At 71.5% G+C, this 17,696-nt stretch carries 19 protein-coding genes and 1 pseudogene; 10 read left to right on the top strand and 10 right to left on the bottom strand.

Annotated elements, in window-relative coordinates:
* From V7793_RS18535 to V7793_RS18525, 3 genes are all read right to left on the bottom strand, one after another.
* On the bottom strand, nt 1-1,095 hold a 1,095-nt coding region (locus tag V7793_RS18535), incomplete at its 3' end, for a putative T7SS-secreted protein (protein ID WP_336007893.1).
* Nucleotides 1,095-1,760: a hypothetical protein gene (locus tag V7793_RS18530; protein ID WP_336007890.1), complete on the bottom strand. Its 666-nt coding sequence runs from the start codon at nt 1,758-1,760 to the stop codon at nt 1,095-1,097. The genes V7793_RS18530 and V7793_RS18535, both read right to left, overlap by 1 nt.
* A complete protein-coding gene (locus V7793_RS18525) occupies nt 1,757-2,236 on the bottom strand; it encodes an SseB family protein (protein WP_336007888.1) in 480 nt (159 codons plus the stop codon). The genes V7793_RS18530 and V7793_RS18525 overlap by 4 nt, the downstream gene beginning before the upstream one ends.
* Before the next feature lie 98 nt (nt 2,237-2,334).
* Between V7793_RS18525 and V7793_RS18520 the strand changes: the two genes are divergently transcribed.
* Nucleotides 2,335-3,792, top strand: a complete 1,458-nt coding sequence (locus tag V7793_RS18520; protein WP_336007887.1) for an amidase — start codon at nt 2,335-2,337, stop codon at nt 3,790-3,792.
* On the opposite strand, the gene V7793_RS18515 is transcribed toward V7793_RS18520, so the two are convergent.
* Nucleotides 3,758-4,228 (bottom strand): ATP-binding protein, encoded by a 471-nt coding sequence (locus V7793_RS18515; protein ID WP_336007886.1) that lies wholly within the window; start codon nt 4,226-4,228, stop codon nt 3,758-3,760. The two genes, V7793_RS18520 and V7793_RS18515, sit on opposite strands and share 35 nt — an antisense overlap.
* 243 nt (nt 4,229-4,471) lie before the next feature.
* On the opposite strand from V7793_RS18515, the gene V7793_RS18510 reads away from it, so the two are divergent.
* The 4 genes and pseudogenes from V7793_RS18510 (at nt 4,472) to V7793_RS18495 (ending at nt 6,358) form a co-directional block, all read left to right on the top strand.
* Nucleotides 4,472-5,323, top strand: coding sequence for a helix-turn-helix domain-containing protein (locus V7793_RS18510; RefSeq protein WP_336007884.1), 852 nt, complete (start codon nt 4,472-4,474; stop codon nt 5,321-5,323).
* A gap of 10 nt (nt 5,324-5,333) precedes the next feature.
* A pseudogene (locus V7793_RS18505) lies at nt 5,334-5,492 on the top strand (DUF397 domain-containing protein); the annotation flags it as partial.
* A 24-nt stretch (nt 5,493-5,516) separates the two neighbouring features.
* Nucleotides 5,517-5,705, top strand: coding sequence for a DUF397 domain-containing protein (locus V7793_RS18500; protein WP_336007897.1), 189 nt, complete (start codon nt 5,517-5,519; stop codon nt 5,703-5,705).
* A gap of 83 nt (nt 5,706-5,788) precedes the next feature.
* Nucleotides 5,789-6,358 (top strand): GrpB family protein, encoded by a 570-nt coding sequence (locus V7793_RS18495; RefSeq protein WP_336007882.1) that lies wholly within the window; start codon nt 5,789-5,791, stop codon nt 6,356-6,358.
* 115 nt (nt 6,359-6,473) lie between these two features.
* Here the strand turns inward: V7793_RS18495 and V7793_RS18490 are convergent, their stop codons facing one another.
* The gene (locus tag V7793_RS18490) at nt 6,474-6,674 is read right to left on the bottom strand and encodes a hypothetical protein (RefSeq protein WP_336007880.1); all 201 of its coding nucleotides are present in this window, start codon (nt 6,672-6,674) and stop codon (nt 6,474-6,476) included.
* Between the two features lie 84 nt (nt 6,675-6,758).
* Nucleotides 6,759-7,460 (bottom strand): FadR/GntR family transcriptional regulator, encoded by a 702-nt coding sequence (locus V7793_RS18485; RefSeq protein ID WP_336007878.1) that lies wholly within the window; start codon nt 7,458-7,460, stop codon nt 6,759-6,761.
* 127 nt (nt 7,461-7,587) lie between these two features.
* Here V7793_RS18485 and V7793_RS18480 point away from each other — a divergent pair, with 127 nt between their 5' ends.
* The 3 genes from V7793_RS18480 (at nt 7,588) to V7793_RS18470 (ending at nt 10,327) form a co-directional block, all read left to right on the top strand.
* A complete protein-coding gene (locus V7793_RS18480; protein WP_336007895.1) occupies nt 7,588-8,103 on the top strand; it encodes a gluconokinase in 516 nt (171 codons plus the stop codon).
* A gap of 39 nt (nt 8,104-8,142) precedes the next feature.
* Nucleotides 8,143-9,540, top strand: a complete 1,398-nt coding sequence (locus V7793_RS18475) for a GntP family permease (protein WP_336007876.1) — start codon at nt 8,143-8,145, stop codon at nt 9,538-9,540.
* 109 nt (nt 9,541-9,649) lie between these two features.
* Entirely contained in the window at nt 9,650-10,327 is a 678-nt protein-coding gene (locus tag V7793_RS18470; RefSeq protein ID WP_336007873.1) for a signal protein, read from the top strand.
* Nucleotides 10,328-10,382: 55 nt separating this feature from the next.
* On the opposite strand, the gene V7793_RS18465 is transcribed toward V7793_RS18470, so the two are convergent.
* Nucleotides 10,383-12,068 carry an FAD-dependent monooxygenase gene (locus tag V7793_RS18465; RefSeq protein ID WP_336007872.1) on the bottom strand — a complete coding sequence of 562 codons (1,686 nt, stop codon included), beginning with the start codon at nt 12,066-12,068 and terminating at the stop codon, nt 10,383-10,385.
* A 70-nt stretch (nt 12,069-12,138) separates the two neighbouring features.
* Between V7793_RS18465 and V7793_RS18460 the strand changes: the two genes are divergently transcribed.
* Nucleotides 12,139-12,819 carry a TetR/AcrR family transcriptional regulator C-terminal domain-containing protein gene (locus tag V7793_RS18460; protein ID WP_336007870.1) on the top strand — a complete coding sequence of 227 codons (681 nt, stop codon included), beginning with the start codon at nt 12,139-12,141 and terminating at the stop codon, nt 12,817-12,819.
* Here V7793_RS18460 and V7793_RS18455 read toward each other — a convergent pair.
* Genes V7793_RS18455 through V7793_RS18445 form a run of 3 tightly spaced genes read right to left on the bottom strand, consistent with a single transcriptional unit; the run spans nt 12,769 to nt 16,321 of the window.
* On the bottom strand, nt 12,769-13,929 hold the full coding sequence (locus V7793_RS18455) for an acyltransferase family protein (protein ID WP_336007868.1): 1,161 nt from the start codon (nt 13,927-13,929) through the stop codon (nt 12,769-12,771). The genes V7793_RS18460 and V7793_RS18455 overlap by 51 nt on opposite strands.
* The gene (locus V7793_RS18450; RefSeq protein WP_336007866.1) at nt 13,926-15,296 is read right to left on the bottom strand and encodes a polysialyltransferase family glycosyltransferase; all 1,371 of its coding nucleotides are present in this window, start codon (nt 15,294-15,296) and stop codon (nt 13,926-13,928) included. The genes V7793_RS18455 and V7793_RS18450 overlap by 4 nt, the downstream gene beginning before the upstream one ends.
* The gene (locus V7793_RS18445) at nt 15,296-16,321 is read right to left on the bottom strand and encodes a glycosyltransferase family 2 protein (protein WP_336007865.1); all 1,026 of its coding nucleotides are present in this window, start codon (nt 16,319-16,321) and stop codon (nt 15,296-15,298) included. Before V7793_RS18445 ends, V7793_RS18450 begins: the two co-directional genes overlap by 1 nt.
* Before the next feature lie 187 nt (nt 16,322-16,508).
* Here V7793_RS18445 and V7793_RS18440 point away from each other — a divergent pair.
* Nucleotides 16,509-17,696 (top strand): DUF6716 putative glycosyltransferase (locus V7793_RS18440; protein WP_336007863.1); only part of this gene is annotated, 1,188 nt, incomplete at its 3' end.

The following is a 17,696-nucleotide window of genomic DNA, read 5'->3' as shown; positions in this document are numbered from 1 at the left end:
GCTGGTGAGGCCCATGAGGAAGTTGCCGGTGAGGCGGCCCGCGGCCTCGGAGGGGTCCGAGCCCCAGCCGGGGCCCAGCAGCGTCCCCGGAATGCGCTCAGGATGGGACGCGAGGGAGACGAGACCGGCAGCGGTGTTGTTGATGCCGGTGATGTACTCCGCGGGGTGCGTGACGTTGTACGGGTCGAGCGGATCGAGGCTGCGGGTGAACTTCACCAGATCCGTACCGGCCCGGAAGACACCGCCGCCGAAGTGGAGCAGCTCGACGTTCGAGGCGGCCGCGAAGTCCTGGATGTCCCCCTTCATGCGGTTGTGGAAGGCCGGTTCCTTCGGGGCGAGTTCGACGGCCTTGTCGATCCGGGACTTCGCCTCGCCCGCCGCCGTGTTCCGCTGCTTGCGGGCCTCGGCCAGGATGCGGTGCGCCTCCTTGATGTCGGCGGCGCCGGGGTCCTCGAAGGTGCCGGGCCGCGCGCCCGGGTCCTCGCCCGCCTTCAGCTTCGCGTTGTACGCGTCGACCTTGTCGTTGTAGGCCTTGGTGGCCTTCTCCGTCGCCTTCGTGCCCTGCTTGTAGAGGCGGACGGCCTCCAGCGCCTGCTTCTGGGCCCAGCGGACGGTGTGCGCGTACGCGGCGAGCGCGCTCGCGGCGCTTTCGCAGGCGTCGGCGGCCTGCGCCCACTTCTTCGGCTCCGGCGCGAAGTGGGTGTCGAACCCCTTCGCGCCCTCGCCCTTCCACTCCCCGGAGCGGACCCGCTGGAGGCCGGAGTGCGTGGTGTCGAAGGCCTTGTGGAAGGCCCGCAAGTGCTTGGCGGCGGCCTCGATGCCCCAGGGTTCGCCGTGGACCAGGGCCAGCGGGTTCTCGGTCCGGCCGAGCTGCTGTTCCTTGATCTCGGCGCCGAGCTCCGAGGCGGTGCGGTCGCCCAGGTACCTGACGGCGAGCGCCTCGTCGTGGGCGCCGATCCTGTCCAGTCCCCTGGCGGCCTGGTCCGCGCCCCACTCGACGGCCTCACCCGCCTTCTTCTCCATCTTGTCCAGGCCCTTTTCGGCGGCTTCGCCGACCTTGTCGAGACCCTTGACCAGCGGATCGAAGACCCCCATCAGTCGCGCCCCTCCGGCTCGCCGGCACGCCCTCCGTCGAGCTTGTCGGCGAGTTTGTTCGCCGCCTCCGTGCCCTGGCGGCCGAGCGGGCCCTTGCCGTAGCTGTTGGCGGCGCCGGTGGAGGCGTCGCGGGCGGTGTCGGCCCAGACCCGGCGGATGTTCCCGTCAGCCTTGCGGAACGATTCGGCGCTGTAGTCCGGGTGGCTGAAGTCGTTGACGGGGTTGTCGGCGAGGATCTCGGACATGGACTTCTTCTCCACGTCCTCCTCCATGAGGTGCGGGTTGCCCATCACGGCGTTCACGCCGACCTTGAACGTGTCCCGGATGTACGCGTCCTGCTCGTGGTAGTAGCCCGCGGCGAGCCCCACGCGCTGCGCGAACTGGCTGCCGTCGTGGACCAGGGCGCGGACTCCCCAGTCCCACCGGGAACAGAAGGTCTTGAACGTCGCGGCCAGTCCCTCGTGTCCCAGCTCGACGCCGCTGAGGGCGAGCTCGTCGAAGCCGCGGCCGACCGCCGCGTCACCGGGCGAGCCGATGGACTTGAGTTCGCCGATGGCGCCGTTGATGCCCTTGGCGATGTTGTTGAGCGCGGCGGAGTCGGCGGCGAGGCCGTCGCCGGGGCCGCTGCCCGTGCCGGGGCCGGAGCTGGTGCTGGTACCGGTCATGCGGCGTCCCCCGCAATGCCGGTGCCCGCATCCGTGTTGACGGCGTACGCATCCGGAACGATCCCGACCACCGGCGGGAACAGCATGGGATGCTCACTGCCGACGTCGAGAGCGACCCCGGCCGGTACGCCGACGGCCGGCACGACCACGTCCAGCAGCCGCGCGCCCAGCACCGTGCGGTACGTCCAGTCGGTCCTGCCGTCCACGCGCGGCGCGGCCCCCTGGGCGAGCGCGAACCGCGCGAGCGCCGCCTCGTCCGTGAACGCGCAGATCCAGCGGATCCCGCCGTACTCGACGGACCACAAACCGCCCTGACCGCCCTGACCGCCCTGACTGTCTTGACCGCCCTGACCGCCCTGCCTGTCCGACGGCACCAACACCGCCGTCCTGCGGAACCGGCCGACCAGCGCAGCCGGCCGCCCCTCCTCCGCATGCAGTGCGCGTATTTCGTCCGTCAACGCCGTCGATGACGTCACTCTCGCCTCCCCAAGCCAGAGGAAGGGTACAAAATGAGGCCAGAGGTGCACTCACGGTATTCGGAACGAAGAGTTCCGAACCACGGGGGAGGGACCCGATGGCAGACACCACGGGCTTAACGGATCTGACGGACAGTGGACTGGTCGAGCAGGTACGGGCACTGGCCGCAGGTGACGTCACGTCACGCGCACTCGTAGAACGCTCGCTGGCCCGCATCGCGGAGACGCAGCCGCTGCTCAACGCGTTCCGCCGCGTACGGGCCGAGGCGGCGCTCGCCGAGGCGGACGCGGCGGACCGGCGGCTGGCGGCGGGCGAGGCCGGCGAGCGGCTTCCGCTGCTCGGGGTCCCCGTGGCGGTGAAGGACGACGTCGACGTCGCGGGCGAGCCCACCGCCTTCGGCTGCGCGGGCGATTTCCCGCCGAAATCGGCGGACAGCGAGGCCGTACGGCGACTGCGGGCCGCGGGCGCGATCGTCGTCGGCAAGACGAACACGCCGGAGCTCGGGCAGTGGCCCGTCACGGAGGGCCCGGCGTTCGGGGTGACGCGCAACCCGTGGAGTACGGAGCACACGCCCGGCGGCTCCTCGGGCGGAGCGGCGGCCGCCGTCGCGGCGGGGCTCGTACCGGCCGCGCTCGGGTCGGACGGCGCCGGTTCGATCCGGATCCCCGCCGCCTGGACGCACCTGGTCGGCATCAAACCGCAGCGGGGCCGCGTCTCGACCTGGCCCGAACCGGAAGCCTTCCGCGGCATCACCTGCCACGGCCCGCTCGCCCGTACCGTCGCCGACGCGGCCCTGCTGCTGCAGGCGGCGAGCGGCAGCCACGACGGGGACCTCCACCGGCCCCCGCCCGTGGACGTGGTGGCGGCCGCCGGGCGCGAGCCGGGCCGGCTGCGGATCGCCCTCTCCCTGCGCCCCGCCTTCGCCGCCGCCCGCCAGCGGCTCGACCCCGAGGCCGCCGCGGCGACCGTCCGCATCGCGGAACGGCTGGCCTCCCTCGGGCACGAGGTGATCGAGGAGGAACCGCGCTACGGGCTGATCGGGCTCACCTTCGTACCGCGCTCGATGTCCGGCGTACGGGAATGGGCCGGGCGCGTCCCCGACCCGGCCCTGCTGGACGCCCGCACGAAGGTCAACGCGCGCGGCGGCCTGATCCTGGGCGGCGGAGTGCTGCGCGTGGCCCGCGCCGCGGAGGAGCCGCTGCGGCGGCGCGTCGGAGAGATCTTCGACCGCTTCGACGTGGTCCTCACCCCGACGACCGCCGTGCCCCCGCTACGCAACGGCGAACTCTCGGACCTCTCCAGCAGCCGCACGGACGCGACCATGATCGCTGCCTGCCCGTACTCCTGGCCCTGGAACGTCCTCGGCTGGCCGGGCATGAGCGTCCCCGCGGGCTTCACGGCCGCGGACCGCCTGCCCCTGGGCGCGCAACTCCTCGGCCCCGCGCACAGCGAACCGCTCCTGATCTCCCTCGCGGCCCAGCTGGAGGCGGCGGAGCGTTGGTTCGAACGACGGCCCGAGCCTACGTATGCGAGCCCGGCGACGGCCTGCGCGTGATCGAACACCACACGGCCTTGGAGGGACGGCATGTGAAGCCGTGAGGCGAGGCGAAGTACCCCCAGTTGTCGGCGAGCGAACGGAGGAGGGCCAGGCCGCGGCCGTTGTCGTCGTAAGGATGAGGGGCCGGGGGCGGGGCCGGCGGGAGTTCGCCGCTGTCCCACGCCGTCAGCGTGAGCATCTCCCACTGCGACCATGAGATACGGAGCTCGGCGGCCTCGGTGGTGTGCACGATGGCATTGGTGAGCAGCTCACACGCCAGCAGCTCCGCGCGCCCCATCAGCTCGCTCAGGCCGTGGGCCGCCAGCGCGGCGCGGGCGGCGCCACGAGCGATGGGAACGGCGCGGGCGTCGTTGGGAACGCGCAGGCGGTACTCGAACGGCTCGATCTCTTCAGCGGCGAGGTGGACTGGCTTCGGGGCAGGCAGGAGCAGCATGTCGCCTCCGGCGGGGTGGGGTGAAGTGACCTTGCGCCCGGTGTCGTTGCCGCGGGGACCACTGCGTGGGGGCAGGGCGGGGCGGTGCGCTTCCGGGACGGGAAGCTCACGGTGTGAGCTGCGCAACACCCAACGTAGGGTGCTAGGTAGCACCTCCGCAACGGAGTCGGTGGAGTTAACCCGCAGGGGTGCGTCGTGGCATCGTGACGACCGTTGGCACCTTGGAACAGGGAGAGTTGGGGCATGGCGCCCAGGAACAACCCGACCGCCCGGCAGGTCCGGCTGGGCACGGAGCTGCGCAGGATGCGCGAGCGAGCGGGCATGAAGGCCAGTGAAGCTGCGCGCCGGCTCGGTGTGAGCCCGATGCAGATGAGCCACATGGAGACGGCGCGACTCGGCGTCGGCAAAGAGCGGCTGTGCGCACTTGCCGCGCAGTACGACTGTGACGATTCCGCGTACGTGGATGCGCTGATCGCCATGACGGGACGCCGGGGACGGGAGTGGTGGGAGGAGTTCCGGAATGCGGTGGTACCCGAAGCCTTGGACCTTGCAGCCCTGGAGTGGTACTCCACGAGCATCCAGGGCCTGCAGACCGTGCACGTCCCCGGATTGCTGCAGACCAGCGCCTACACGCGGGCTCTGTTCAGCTACCTGAGCCCTGACGCGATGCCTGCCGATCTCGACGCCGAGGTGGAATTCCGCAGGCGACGTCTCGCGGTTCTGAACCGGGACGACCCTCCGCCGTACTCGGCAATCATCCACGAGGCGGCCCTACGCGTGCTGGTCGGCAGCCGGGGTATCGCCCGGGATCAGCTCAACGCCCTACTGGAACGGTCCGAGCAACCAGGCGTGACCATCCGCATCGTTCCGTTTTCCGCCGAGGGTTTCGCGGGAATGGGCTACTCGATGCTGTACGCAACGGGTCCCGTCCCGCGGCTGGACACCGTTCAGATCGACCACGTACACGGCAGCATCTTCCTCGACGCCGAGGAGCAGCTCGCCCACTATCGCGACCGCTGGCGAACGGTCGAGCGCTCGGCCCTGAGGCCCGGGGAGACGCGAGACCGCATTCATCACATCGCGCGCGAGCTCTGAGGGGTCAAAGATGCGCCAAGTGACGTGGCAGAAATCCTCCTTCTCCGGCAACGGACCGGGTAATGACTGCGTCGAAGTAGCTGAGGTGCCTGGTGCGGTGGCAGTCCGCGAAAGCGACGAGCCCGGCAGAGCGATAACAGCTCCACCGGAGGCGTTCGCCGCACTGATACGTAGGCTCAGGGCGGGAGGGCCCATGGACAGTGGGTGGCAGAAGTCCACGTTCTCGGGAAATGAGCAGAGCAACGACTGCGTGGAAGTCGCCGTGATCGGGGACGCGCTCGCCCTCCGCGAGAGCGACACCCCCGCCGCCGTGGTGCGGACCACCCCACCCGCCCTCGGCGCACTGATACGCGCCCTCAAGGCGGGAGCACGGCCTGGATGATGGGTGGCGTAACTCCACGCTGAACGACGGGAGCCACAGTGTCGGAACCGGATCGTCAAGGCCCTGCGAACCCGCGTGAGCCCATGACCGTCGAAGAGATCGAGGCGGCGAATGTCAGGGCGCCGGCCAAGCTCAACGGTCGGGTGACGCTCGCCGAGTACGACACGCGGTGGCCTGACGTGTTCGCTCAGCAGGCCGCACTGGTGAGCGAACAGCTCGGCAGTACCGGGTGCCGGGTCGAGCACGTCGGATCCACGTCCGTGCCGGGTCTGCCCGCCAAGCCGGTCATCGACATGTTGCTGGTCGTCCCCGACTCGGCCGAGGAAGCGTCCTACGTTCCGGCCTTGGAGGGCCTCGGGTTCGAGCTCGTCATTCGTGAGCCGGGCTGGTTCGAGCACCGTGTGCTGCGCAAGTACGACCTCGGTCCGGGCGCCGATTCCGCCAACCTGCACGTGCTGTCCGACGGTTGCCAGGAGATCGACCGGATGCTGCTCTTCCGTGACCGGCTGCGCCGCGACGATTCCGACCGCGAGCTGTACGCCGAGACCAAGCGGTCCTTGTCACGGCAGACCTGGGAGTACATGCAGAACTATGCAGACGCCAAGAGCGACGTGATCGCGCAGATCCTCAAGCGCGCCGGTCATGAAAGCTGACGCGCCGGCCGGCGGCTTCGGGCGCGCTTTTCCGCCGGCCCCCGGCCGGCATCGTTAGGAAGCCGTGCCCCGATGCATCCCGCAGGCAGTGCCCACCCCCGCCGGACGTGAGGCGTTACCGTCCGCCCCGCGTCATCAGCAGCAGCGCCCCGATGGCGATGATCGGGGTGATGACGATGAGGACGAGGCCCATCGGGTTGCGGTGGTTGTAGACCCAGCGGGTGCCGTAGCGCTGGCGCATGTAGAGGGGCTGGTCGTCGGCGGCGGGGGTGCGGTCGCGGTCGTGATCGCCGGCGTGGTCGTTCTCGGGGCGCATAAGGTCAGGCTACGGACGGCCGTTCGATGTGGCGATCATTTTGTCGCACCCCTGTTGCTTTGTGGCGCGGCTGGTACATCCGGGTTATGGGGCGAGGATGTCCAGTTCCGCCATCGCGCCCGCCGTGATCTCGCGGGTCAGGGCCTCCGCGCGGGCCGCGTCCCGTTCCCGTACGGCTTCGGCGACGCGTACGTGGAGGGTGACGGCGGCCGGGTCGGGGTCGGTGAACATGACCTGGTGTTCGGTGCGGCCGGTGAGGACCTCGGCGACGACGTCGCCCAGGCGGGCGAACATCTCGTTGCCGGAGGCGCGCAGGATCACCCGGTGGAAGGCCACGTCGTGGACCAGATAGGCGGACAGCTGCTGGCCGCGGGAGGTGGCGACCATGCCGAGGGCGTGCCGGGTCAGCTCCTCGCACTGCTCGGCCGTGGCGAGGCGTGCCGCGAGGCCCGCCGCCACCGGCTCGACGGCCGAGCGCAGGACGGTGAGGGAGCGGAGCTGGCGCGGGCGGTCCGCGCCGGCCAGGCGCCAGCGGATGACCTGCGGGTCGTAGACGTTCCACTCCTCGGTGGGGCGGACGGTCACGCCGACCCGGCGCCGGGAGGCGACCAGGTGCATGGACTCCAGGACGCGTATCGCCTCGCGGATCACCGTGCGCGAGACCTCGAAGCGCTGTTCCAGCTCGTCGGTGCGCAGCACGCTGCCCGGCGGGTACGCGCCCGCCGTGATCGCGGGCCCGAGGGACTCCAGCACGCGTCCGTGCAGCCCCTGCCCCTGGTTTTCCATGGGGCAAGCCTACGGTCCCCGGTCGCGGCAAATTAAGTATGACGTTTGAGTCACAGAGTCTTGAATATGTCGTACGTAATGCGTTTCAGTGTCCGCACCCCCCGTCAACGGAGACAGCGAGGCCCTGATGAGCAGCCGTCCGGCATACCCCCACGTCGTCGTAGTGATGGGCGTCGCCGGTACCGGAAAGACCACCGTCGGCCCGCTCGTCGCGGAGGCCCTCGGCGTCCCCTACGCCGAGGGCGACGACTTCCACCCGGCCGCCAACATCGCCAAGATGTCCGCCGGAACCCCCCTCGACGATGCCGACCGGGCCCCCTGGCTCGACGCCATCGGTACGTGGGCCGCGGGCCGGGCCGGCCGCGGCGGGGTCGTCAGCTGCTCCGCGCTCAAGCGGGCGTACCGGGACCGGCTGCGTGCGGCCGCCCCCGGTCTCGTCTTCCTCCACCTCACCGGCGATCACGACCTGATCGCCGGCCGCATGGCCGCCCGTAAGGGCCACTTCATGACCACCCGGCTGCTGGACTCCCAGTTCGCGACCCTCGAACCGCTCGGCGCGGACGAGGCGGGCGTCGACGCGGACGTCGAGCCCGGGCCGGAGGTCATCGCCCGGCGGGCCGTTGAGGCGCTGCGGCGCCTCTGACCCACTTCCCCCCTCCACCCTCCCCTCCAAGGAAGCCCCGTGAGCACTCTCAGCGTCGAGATGCTGGCCGCGGCCCCCGCCGAACCGATCACTTCGGCGGGTCACGCACAGCTGGGGATCGCCGTCCTCGTCGGCATCGCCGTCATCGTCCTCCTCATCACCCGCCTCAAGCTGCACGCCTTTCTCTCCCTGACCATCGGTTCGCTGGTGCTCGGGGCCGTGGCGGGCGCGCCCCTGGACAAGGCCATCGCGAGCTTCACCGCCGGGCTCGGGGCGACCGTCTCCGGCGTCGGCGTCCTCATCGCGCTCGGCGCGATCCTGGGCAAGCTCCTGGCCGACTCCGGCGGCGCCGACCAGATCGTCGACACGATCCTGGCGAAGGCGGGGCCGCGCTCGATGCCCTGGGCGATCGTGCTGATCGCCGGCGTCATCGGCCTGCCGCTCTTCTTCGAGGTCGGGATCGTCCTGCTGATCCCGGTGGTGCTGCTCGTCGCCAAGCGCGGCAACCACTCCCTGATGCGCATCGGCATCCCCGCGCTCGCCGGGCTGTCCGTCATGCACGGCCTGGTGCCCCCGCACCCCGGCCCGCTGGCCGCCATCGACGCCATCGGCGCGAACCTCGGCGTCACCCTCGCCCTGGGCGTGCTCATCGCCGTGCCCACCGCCGTGATCGCCGGCCCGCTCTTCTCCCGGCTGGCGGCCCGCTGGGTGGACGTCACGCCGCCCGAGAAGCTCATACCGCAGCGGCCCTCGGCCGAACTGGAGCGACGCCCCAGCTTCGCCGTCACGGTCGCCACGGTCATGCTGCCCGTCGTCCTCATGCTCGCCAAGGCCCTCGTCGACATCGTCGTGGACGACCCCGAGAACCACGTCCAGCGCGTCACCGACGTCATCGGCTCGCCGCTGATCGCCCTGCTCGCCGCCGTCCTCGTCGGGCTGTTCACGCTCGGCCGCGCCGCCGGCTTCGGCCGCGACCGGCTCGCCGTGACCGTGGAGAAGTCCCTCGTCCCCATCGCCGGCATCCTGCTGATCGTCGGCGCCGGCGGCGGCTTCAAGCAGACCCTGATCGACGTGGGCGTCGGCCGGATGATCCTGGACTTCTCCAAGGACTGGTCGGTCTCGGCCCTGCTGCTGGCCTGGCTGATCGCCGTCGCCATCCGGCTCGCGACGGGCTCGGCGACGGTCGCCACCATCTCGGCCGCGGGCCTCGTCGCCCCGCTGGCCGCCGACATGAGCACCACGCACGCCGCGCTGCTCGTCCTGGCCGTCGGCGGCGGCTCGCTGTTCTTCAGCCACGTCAATGACGCCGGGTTCTGGATGGTGAAGGAATACTTCGGCATGGACGTCGGGCAGACGATCAAGACGTGGTCGCTGATGGAGACCGTGATCTCCGTCGTCTCCCTCGTGTTCGTGCTGCTGCTGTCGCTGGTCCTCTGACGCGCCGGGGGCCTCGGCCCCCGGTCCGTTGCTCCTCTCGGCCGTGGTTGCGCCGCCCGCTCTGCGTTGCTGCCACTCCGATGGACATATCGGACCTTAGGCTTCGCGCATGCGCATCGGAAGACCTGTCGCCGTACTGCTCGGCGCCTCCCTGCTGGCAGCCGGCTGCACGAGCAGCCCCTCCCCGAAACACGCGGATGCGAAGAGCACCCCGAACGGCGGCGCCACCGCCCCCGCTTCCCCCGACGCGGCGGCGGGGCCGCTCGGCGCCTCCGACCTCCAGGGCCGCTGGTGGACCTGGGCGGCCTCCAGCCCCAGCGGCTCCAACCCGGTCGAGGACCGGGACGGCAGCCTGTGCGACCGGGGCCAGAAGGACGGCGTCTGGTTCCTGGCCGGCACCTTCGGCGAACGCGCCAAGCGCACCTGCGCCGTCCCGGCCGGGCGGCGGGTGGCGTTCCCGCTGGTGAACCTGATGAGCGATCAGGCCGGCTGCTCCGAGTTCATGGCCCCCGCCAAGGGCACCGCCACCCTCGACGGCAAGCCCCTGCGGGCCGAGCGCTACGACGCCACGCCCGTACGGGTCACCGCCGAGGAGGGCAACCCCCTCACCGACGGCGGCGGCAGCTTCCGCACCCACGCCTGCGGGCTGTGGGTGCAGATGGAGCCGCTGCGCCCCGGCAATCACACCGTGCAGATCCGCGGTTCCTCCGGACGCTTCACCGTCTCGGTCGACTACACGCTCAAGGTGCCGGCGGCCGGGGCGGCCACGGACCACGACGCCGCCTGACCGATCGGGCCGTGGGCCGTGGGCCGTGGGACGTGGGCCCGGCCCGTGCCACCGCTCAGGGGTGCATCTCCGGGACCGCCCCTATTCCCGACACCTCCGCCAGATACGCCCGCACGTCCGCCGCGTCGTCCGTGGCCAGCCCGACGTAGCCGTCCGGGCGGACCAGGAACAACCCCGTGCCGTACGCCGCCTTGGCGTGCCCGCCGGCATCGACCAGATCCGGCGCGGTGCCACCGATCCGGTACGTACGGACCCACTCCACGTCCGCCACCGCGGCTGCCACCGGCTCGCCCTCGGCATCCGACCCGGTGAGGTCCAGCAGGGTGAAATGCGGGCCCCGGAAGGCGTCGAAGAGGCTGAAGGGTGCGCCCGAGGGGTCGGTGCAGGGCGCGTCGGGCGCCCGGTCGCCCGCCCGCAGGACGTCCTCCGGGCCGGCCTTCGGCGCGCCCTCCTCCGCCCCCTCCGTCCCCTCCCGCAGGCCCCGGCGCAGCTCGCGCGCCAGCGGGCCCGTCCGGTAGTGGAGGGTGAGCTGGTGGGTCTCCTTGCCGCGCCGCGACAGGCCCCGCTCGAAGCCGAGCGTGCGGTCCTGCCCGTGCATGCGCGTGCTCAGGGCCAGCACGTCGGAGGCCACCTGCATCCGCTCGGCGTCGTACGTGTCGAGCAGGGCGTCCGGCGCGCCGTGCCGCAGGACGGCGCCCAGCTTCCAGCCGAGGTTGTAGGCGTCCTGCACGCTGGTGTTGAGGCCCTGCCCGCCGGCGGGGGAGTGGATGTGCGCGGCGTCCCCGGCGAGGAAGACCCGGCCGGTGCGGAAGCGCTCGGCCATGCCGGCCTTCGGCCGGAAGGACGACGCCCAGACGGTCTCCTCCGGCACGAGGCCCGTGATGCCCGTGCGTTCGGTGATGAGCCGGGCCAGCGCCTCCGGGGTGGCGTCGCGCTCCGGATCCGGCTCGTAGGCGGTGTCGGCCCAGAAGGCCATGATCTGGACGGTGTCCGCCGAGGCCTCCAGCGGGCGCAGGCCGATGAGCCCGCCGGGAGCCGTGGGCCACATGTGCCAGTGGTCGCGGTCGATCCCCGCCTGCTCGAAGCCGGTCATCCTCACATCGGCGATCTGCGCCGCGCGGGCGTCGACGCTCTCGACCTCGAAGGGCACGCCGAGCGCCTTCCGGACGGCGCTGCGCCCGCCGTCCGCCGCGACGAGATAGGCCGCCCGCACCGTCTCCACCCTGCCGTCGGCACGCCGCAGCTCGGCCGTGACGCCCGAGCCGTCCTCGTCCTGGGTGAATCCCGTCAGCTCGGTGCTGAAGTCCACCCGGCCGCCCAGCTCTTCGAGGCGCGCGTACAGCACCTCCACCGTGCGCCACTGGGGGCACATCAGCACATCGGGGTAGGGCACGCCGGGCGAGGGATCGCCGGGCTCGACGAGATCCCACTCGCGCAGGCGCTCGGTGCCCTCCCACGTCTGCATGGGCGGGACGGGGCCGCCGGAGGCCAGCAGGGCCTCCACCGTGCCCAGGTCGTCCATCACCTCCAGGCTGCGCGGCTGTATCCCCGTGCCGCGCGAGCCGGGGAATCCGCGCCCGTCCCGCTCGACGAGCCGGTGGCGGATACCGCGCCGCGTCAGGTCGATGGCGAGCACGAGACCGGTGGGCCCGGCTCCGGCGATGAGCACTTCGGTGTCCAGTGCCTTCGTCCCCGGTGCCCCGGCGTCCAGTGCTGCGGTGTCCAGTGCTGCGGTGTCCACGAGAATCCCCCTTAACGTTGTTAAGTTCGCGCTGTGCCCAGCCTGAACTGAACGCCGTTAAGCTGTCAAGGTGGCAACTCGCATCGACCGCGCCCAAGTGGCCGAAACCGCACTCCGCCTGCTCAACGAGGTGGGCCTCGAAGGCCTGACCCTGCGCAGGATCGCCAAGGAGCTGGGCGTCCAGGCCCCGGCCCTCTACTGGCACTTCAAGAACAAGCAGGAGCTGCTCGACGAGATGGCCACGGAGATGTTCCGGCGTATGGCCGGATCCCTCCGTGACGTCGACACCGGCACATGGCAGGGCTTCCTGGCCGGCTCGGCCCGCGTGGTCCGCGATTCCCTGCTCGGCTACCGCGACGGCGCCAGGGTCTTCAGCGGCACGCGCTTCACCGACACCGGCTACGCGAGCCCGGTGGAGGAGATGATGCAGGTGATCGTGGAAGCGGGCTTCACCCCGAAGGCCGCCGCCCGCGCCTGGTTCACCGTCAACACGTACACGATGGGGTACGTGATAGAGGAGCAGTCCGTCTACCCCGTCCCCGGCGGCGAGCGCGACCCCGCGTACGAGCTGGCGGAGCGCGCCCTGAGGCTGGAGGACTACCCCCTGGCCGTAGAGGCAGGAGAGGCGTTCTTCAACGACCTCGACGCCGGATTCGAGGAGGGCCTGCACGCCGTCGTCGCCGGCATCGAGGCGACCTTGCTACCGCCGTCCGCCAGGGGATCCGCCGGGAGTTCCCCCGGGGTCGAGTGACCTGCGCAGCACGGGCGTGAGCCGCTGTTCCACACAACGGTGCAGCAGCCACGCCAGGCCCAGCATCAGGGCGACGGTCAGGCCGAGCGTCGCGTACGAGGGGATGCCGAGGCTCCGGTGGAGGGCGCCGATCACCACCCACCCCAGGTGCTCGTGCACGAGGTAGAACGGGTATGTCAGCGCGCCCGCGACCGTCAGCCAGCGCCGGTTCGCCCAGCGGAACCTGCCCAGGGCGACGGCCGCCACGGCCGCGTAGCCCAGCGCCAGGACGGCCACGATCACGTACGGGGAGCGGTACGAGAAGTAGTGCGGGTTCGGCGGGTGCCACAGCCCCGCCACCGCGTAGTGCTGCCCGACCAGGAAGCTCACGGCGACGATCCCCCAGTGCAGGAGGTCGTGCCCGAAGCGGTGGACCAGATACAGGCCGATGCCGCCGATGAAGTACGACGAGTACTCCGGCATCACCACGACCCGCAGGAACTCCACGTGCGAGGCCGTCGTCACCACGGTCGCCAGCGTCCACACCGCGCAGAACAGCACCACCCGGTGCCGCGTCGCCCCCGGCAGCACCACGAACAACGCGAAGAGCGCATAGAACCGCAGCTCCGCCCAGAGCGTCCAGCACACGCCCAGCACGCGCTGCGCGCCCACCGGCTGCTGCAGCATCGTCAGATTCACGAGCGCGTCGCTGAACGAAACCGTCCTGTACGCGACCCACGGCAGCGCGAACGCGACGGTCACCAGCAGGATCGCCGCCCAGTACGCGGGGTAGAGGCGGGCCGCGCGGGAGGCGAAGAACGAGCGCAGGGGGCGTCCCCAGCCGCTCATGCAGATCACGAAGCCGCTGATGACGAAGAAGATCTCGACGCCGAGGCAGCCGTAGGCGAACGCGCCGGACAGGGTGGGGAATTCGTGGCGCGGCGAGGCGCCCCATGCGCGGCTCACGTCGCCGTCGCGGCCGCCGTAGTGGTAGAGGGCCACCATCAGGGCGGCGATGATGCGGAGGGCGTCCAGGGCGCGGAGGCGGCTGCCGCCGGGGGCGGCCTCCAAGGGCGCCGGCTGTCCCTCGGGGGTCTCGCGGCGCTGCCGGGGGAGTGCCGGGGCCGTCATGTCGTCACCCTCGTCCTGGCCGGCGTCTTCGCCTTGGACAGCCTCCGCTGCAGAGCCCGCGCCCTCCGGGCCACCTTCCGTACGGTCGGGTTGCGCGGCAGGAATCCCAGTTGCGACGGGACCGCGCCCGGCAGCGCCAGGGAGGTCAGGCGGCGGCGCTTGAAGTAGCGGCGGGTGCGGGGGGTGAGGTGTGTGGTGAGGTAGCGCTCCGCGGCGGGGCGGAGGTCCGGGTAGATCCGGGGCTGCATCGCGAAGCCGACCGCGGCCAGGAGGCCGTTGAGATCGGTCCCGCCCTGCGGAACGCCGGTCCCGGACGCGCTCTCGAGCACAGGCAGCGTGGCATCCACCAACGTCACCGGCACCCTGTTGCTGTTCTGGTACGGGCTCAGGCGTTCCAGGAGGAGGTCCGTGCCCGTGTGTGCTGCCGGGAGGCCGTAGAAGGCCGTCGCCGTCAGGAGGGCCGTCGAGAAGCAGCCGGTCACCAGGGCCGGGCGCAGTTGCTGGTAGGCGACCTCGGCCAGGACGGGTGTGTCGAGGACGGTCAGGGTGACGCCGAGCCGGCCGGCCTCCTCCTCCAGCATCTGCGACCAGCGGGCCGGTGCCGCCGGGTGGGGCTTGAAGACGAGGTCGCGGTGGCCGCGCCCGGCTGCGCCGCGCAGCATTCGCACGTGCAGCTGTTCCTCTTCCTCGGGGGTGAGGATGTCGAGCGCCGACAGGTACTGGCCGAGCAGCAGCGCGGCGCCTTCGGGGGCGTCGAGGACGGGTGCGGCGTCGGCCAGCTCGGACAGCACCTTGGTGAAGACCTCCGTGGGGACGATCTCCGGCGCGACGCCGAACTCCGAGAGCAGCAGCGGCCGCAGCCCGGGTACGAGGTCGAGGTGGAGCAGCCGCCCGACGCGGGTGCCGATCAGCGGGTCGAGCTTGTTGCGGGTGGGGCCGTAGCTCATGAGGCCGTCGGCGTAGACGTCGAGCGGTGCGTCGGGGAAGCACTGCACGATCGCGAGCGCGGGGCTGACCTGCAGGGACTCGACGGCGAGGGAGACGTCGTCGTCGCCCAGGTCCCACAGCAGCCGCAGGTGGCGTTCCCACAGGGGAGTGTCGTCCGGTCGCGGCGACCAGCCGGACGGGTGGAAGGGGCGGATCGCGTCGTTCCAGGACAGGACGCCGTCGAAGCGGCTGCGCAGCCGCTCGAAGCCGGGGGCTGCGTCCAGGGCCGGGGTGGTCTCCGGGACGGCGGCGGTGTTGGCGACGAGCAGCAGCCGGCGGTCGGCGGGGGTGAAGCACCCGGCGTCCAGGGCGGCGGCGAGCGTCGCGGCTCCGTAGAGCGTGGACGCGAGGAAGATCTGTGTGCGGTGGCGCGCGGGCATCAGGCGGCCGCCCCGCCGGCCCCGGCAGCCCCACCGGTGCCCGCAGCACCCGCAGCACCGGGCCCCCCGCCCGGTCGTCGCCTCAGCCTCCGCAAGCGGATCGCACGGTCGTAGTCCATGGAATTCACTGCGTCCTTGACGAGTTCCGGTGGCAGTCGGCGCAGTGCGGACGCGCTCTTCGTACGCAATGCACGGGCCACCTGCGGCTCAAAACGTTCGATATTCGTCAGATGATGGGCAATGATTGCGCAATATGTTCGAACGGCTTTCGGGAGGAATTCCTCCGCGTCCCGATCCCGGGCCGTCTCCTCGATGACCTGATCGAATGCGCGCAGGAAATCGAGCTGGCGTACGTCGCCGATCTGGGTGAGCGACGTCGCGACTCCGCGCCGGTAGAAGACGCCCAGCAGCCCGGCCACGGCGAACGTCCGCGCCTCGCGGTGCAGGCGCCAGATCCAGGGCCGGTCCTCGGCCGTCCGCAGGCCGTCGGTGAAGTGCAGCAGGCCGGCGTCCAGCAGCCGCCGGTGGTAGATGCCGGCCCAGGCGTACGGATAGTCGACGGACGTCGAGCGGTCCGCCGGCAGGATCGCGCCGCGGGGGTCGAGCACCACCCCGCGGCGGCCGTGCGGCACGCGCTGCACGGTGCGGGTGCGGCCCGTGCACTGCACGTGGTCCGTGCGGACGAAGTCGACGTCCAGTTCCTCGGTGAACGAGACGAGCTGCGCGTAGTAGCCGGGCGCGAGCCAGTCGTCGCCGTCGAGGAAGGTCAGGTACTCGCCGCGTGCCGCGTCCAGCCCGGTGTTGCGGGCGGTGGCGAGGCCGCCGTTGCGCTCGTGGCGCACGACCACGGCGCCCGGCAGCTCGCGCCCGGCGCGCTCCAGGAGCGCCGGCGTGCCATCGGTCGAACAGTCGTCCACGAGAATGAATTCGAAATCCTCGCGGGCATTCGCACGCAGACTTCTCAGCACATCGGGCGCAAAGGTCTGAACATTGAAGAACGGGACGATGACGGAGAGCTTGACCACCCCGGCGACATTAGGCGGCCACCCGGCATTCGTCTTGTCCACGGGCGGGCGCGGAGGTGAACGAAGCGCGGCGGAATGATGAACCCGGCCCGCTCCCGGGCCGATTCGCCGATCGTCGGTGTGCTGTTTACCGGCTGTTGCCCTCGCGTTGGGCAACGAAACGGAATGGATTTCTATCGTCGGCGACGTGCCATCACGTACCGAACCTCCGCTGCGGATCGCCGTGCTCGCCGACTCCGACACCCGGTGGAAATGGGGGGCGCTCACCGCGCACCGCCTCGCCCCGGGCGCACGGCTCGACGGGCGCCTCCTGAGAGGCCGCGCGACCCCCACCGCCCGCCAGCTCACCGAGGTGGGCGTGGCCGCGGCCGAGATCGCCGAGGTCACGGGGGCCGAGTTCGTCCGCTCGGCCGGACGCGACCGCTGCGACGTCGTGGTGCTCGCCTGCGTCGGCGGCGCGGTCCAGGCCGTGGTGCACGGCCTCGCCGCGGCCTGGGAGGGGGAACCCCGCAGGCCCGTCGTGGTGACCGGCTACGTGGGCGTCGTCTACGAGAAGCTCGCCGACGGGCTGCTGCTGCGCCACGGCGCCGACCTCGTCCTCGCCAACTCCCCGCACGACGCCGCCCGTTTCCGCGAGGTCTACGAGGGGGTGGGTGCGGACGCGTCGTGCGTGACCGAGTGGGCGCTGCCGTTCCTGGGCGACCGGAACGGCCCCGCCCGCGATCAAGTGCGCTCGTTCACCGTCGTGTTCGCCGCCCAGCCCTCCGTGCCGGAGAGCCGCGCCGACCGCACCTATCTGCTGCGGCGCGCCGTCGCGCACGCCCGGGCGCACCCGGAGCGCGAGGTGTTCATCAAACTCCGCAGCAAGCCCGGAGAGCACACCACACACATCGAGGAACTCCCGTACCAGAAGCTCGCCCTGCGCCTGCCCGGCGGGCTCCCCACCAACTGCCGTCTCGTCTACGGGCACATGGGCGAGGTGCTCGACCGCACGGACCTCCTGGTCACCGTGAGTTCCACCGCGGCCCTGGAGTCCCTCCACCGCGGGATCCCCACCGCCGTCCTCACCGACCTCGGCATCCGCGAGTCCCTCGGCAACCACCACTTCCTCGGCTCGGGCTGCCTCGCCTCCTGGGACCGGCTCGACGCCGGCCACCTGCCCGAGGCCGACCCGGAGTGGGCCGCCCGCCAGGGCGTGCCCTCCGACGGCTCCGGGGAGGCCGTCTTCGCCGCCGCCCGGCAGCGCGTCGCCGACCTCGCCGCCCGGCCGGGCCTCCCGCCCCTCGACCCCTACTACACCGCAGCCACCGCACCCGGGTACCTCCCCGCCGTCCTCGCCCGCCACGGCCTCGACCACCGGGGCCGGCCCCTTCCC

Source organism: Streptomyces sp. KLMMK, from assembly GCF_036961605.1.
In the GTDB taxonomy this organism is placed as follows: Bacteria; Actinomycetota; Actinomycetes; order Streptomycetales; family Streptomycetaceae; genus Streptomyces; species Streptomyces telluris.
Note: the sequence above shows the minus strand (reverse complement) of the source record. Positions and strands in the feature narration are given on the sequence as shown.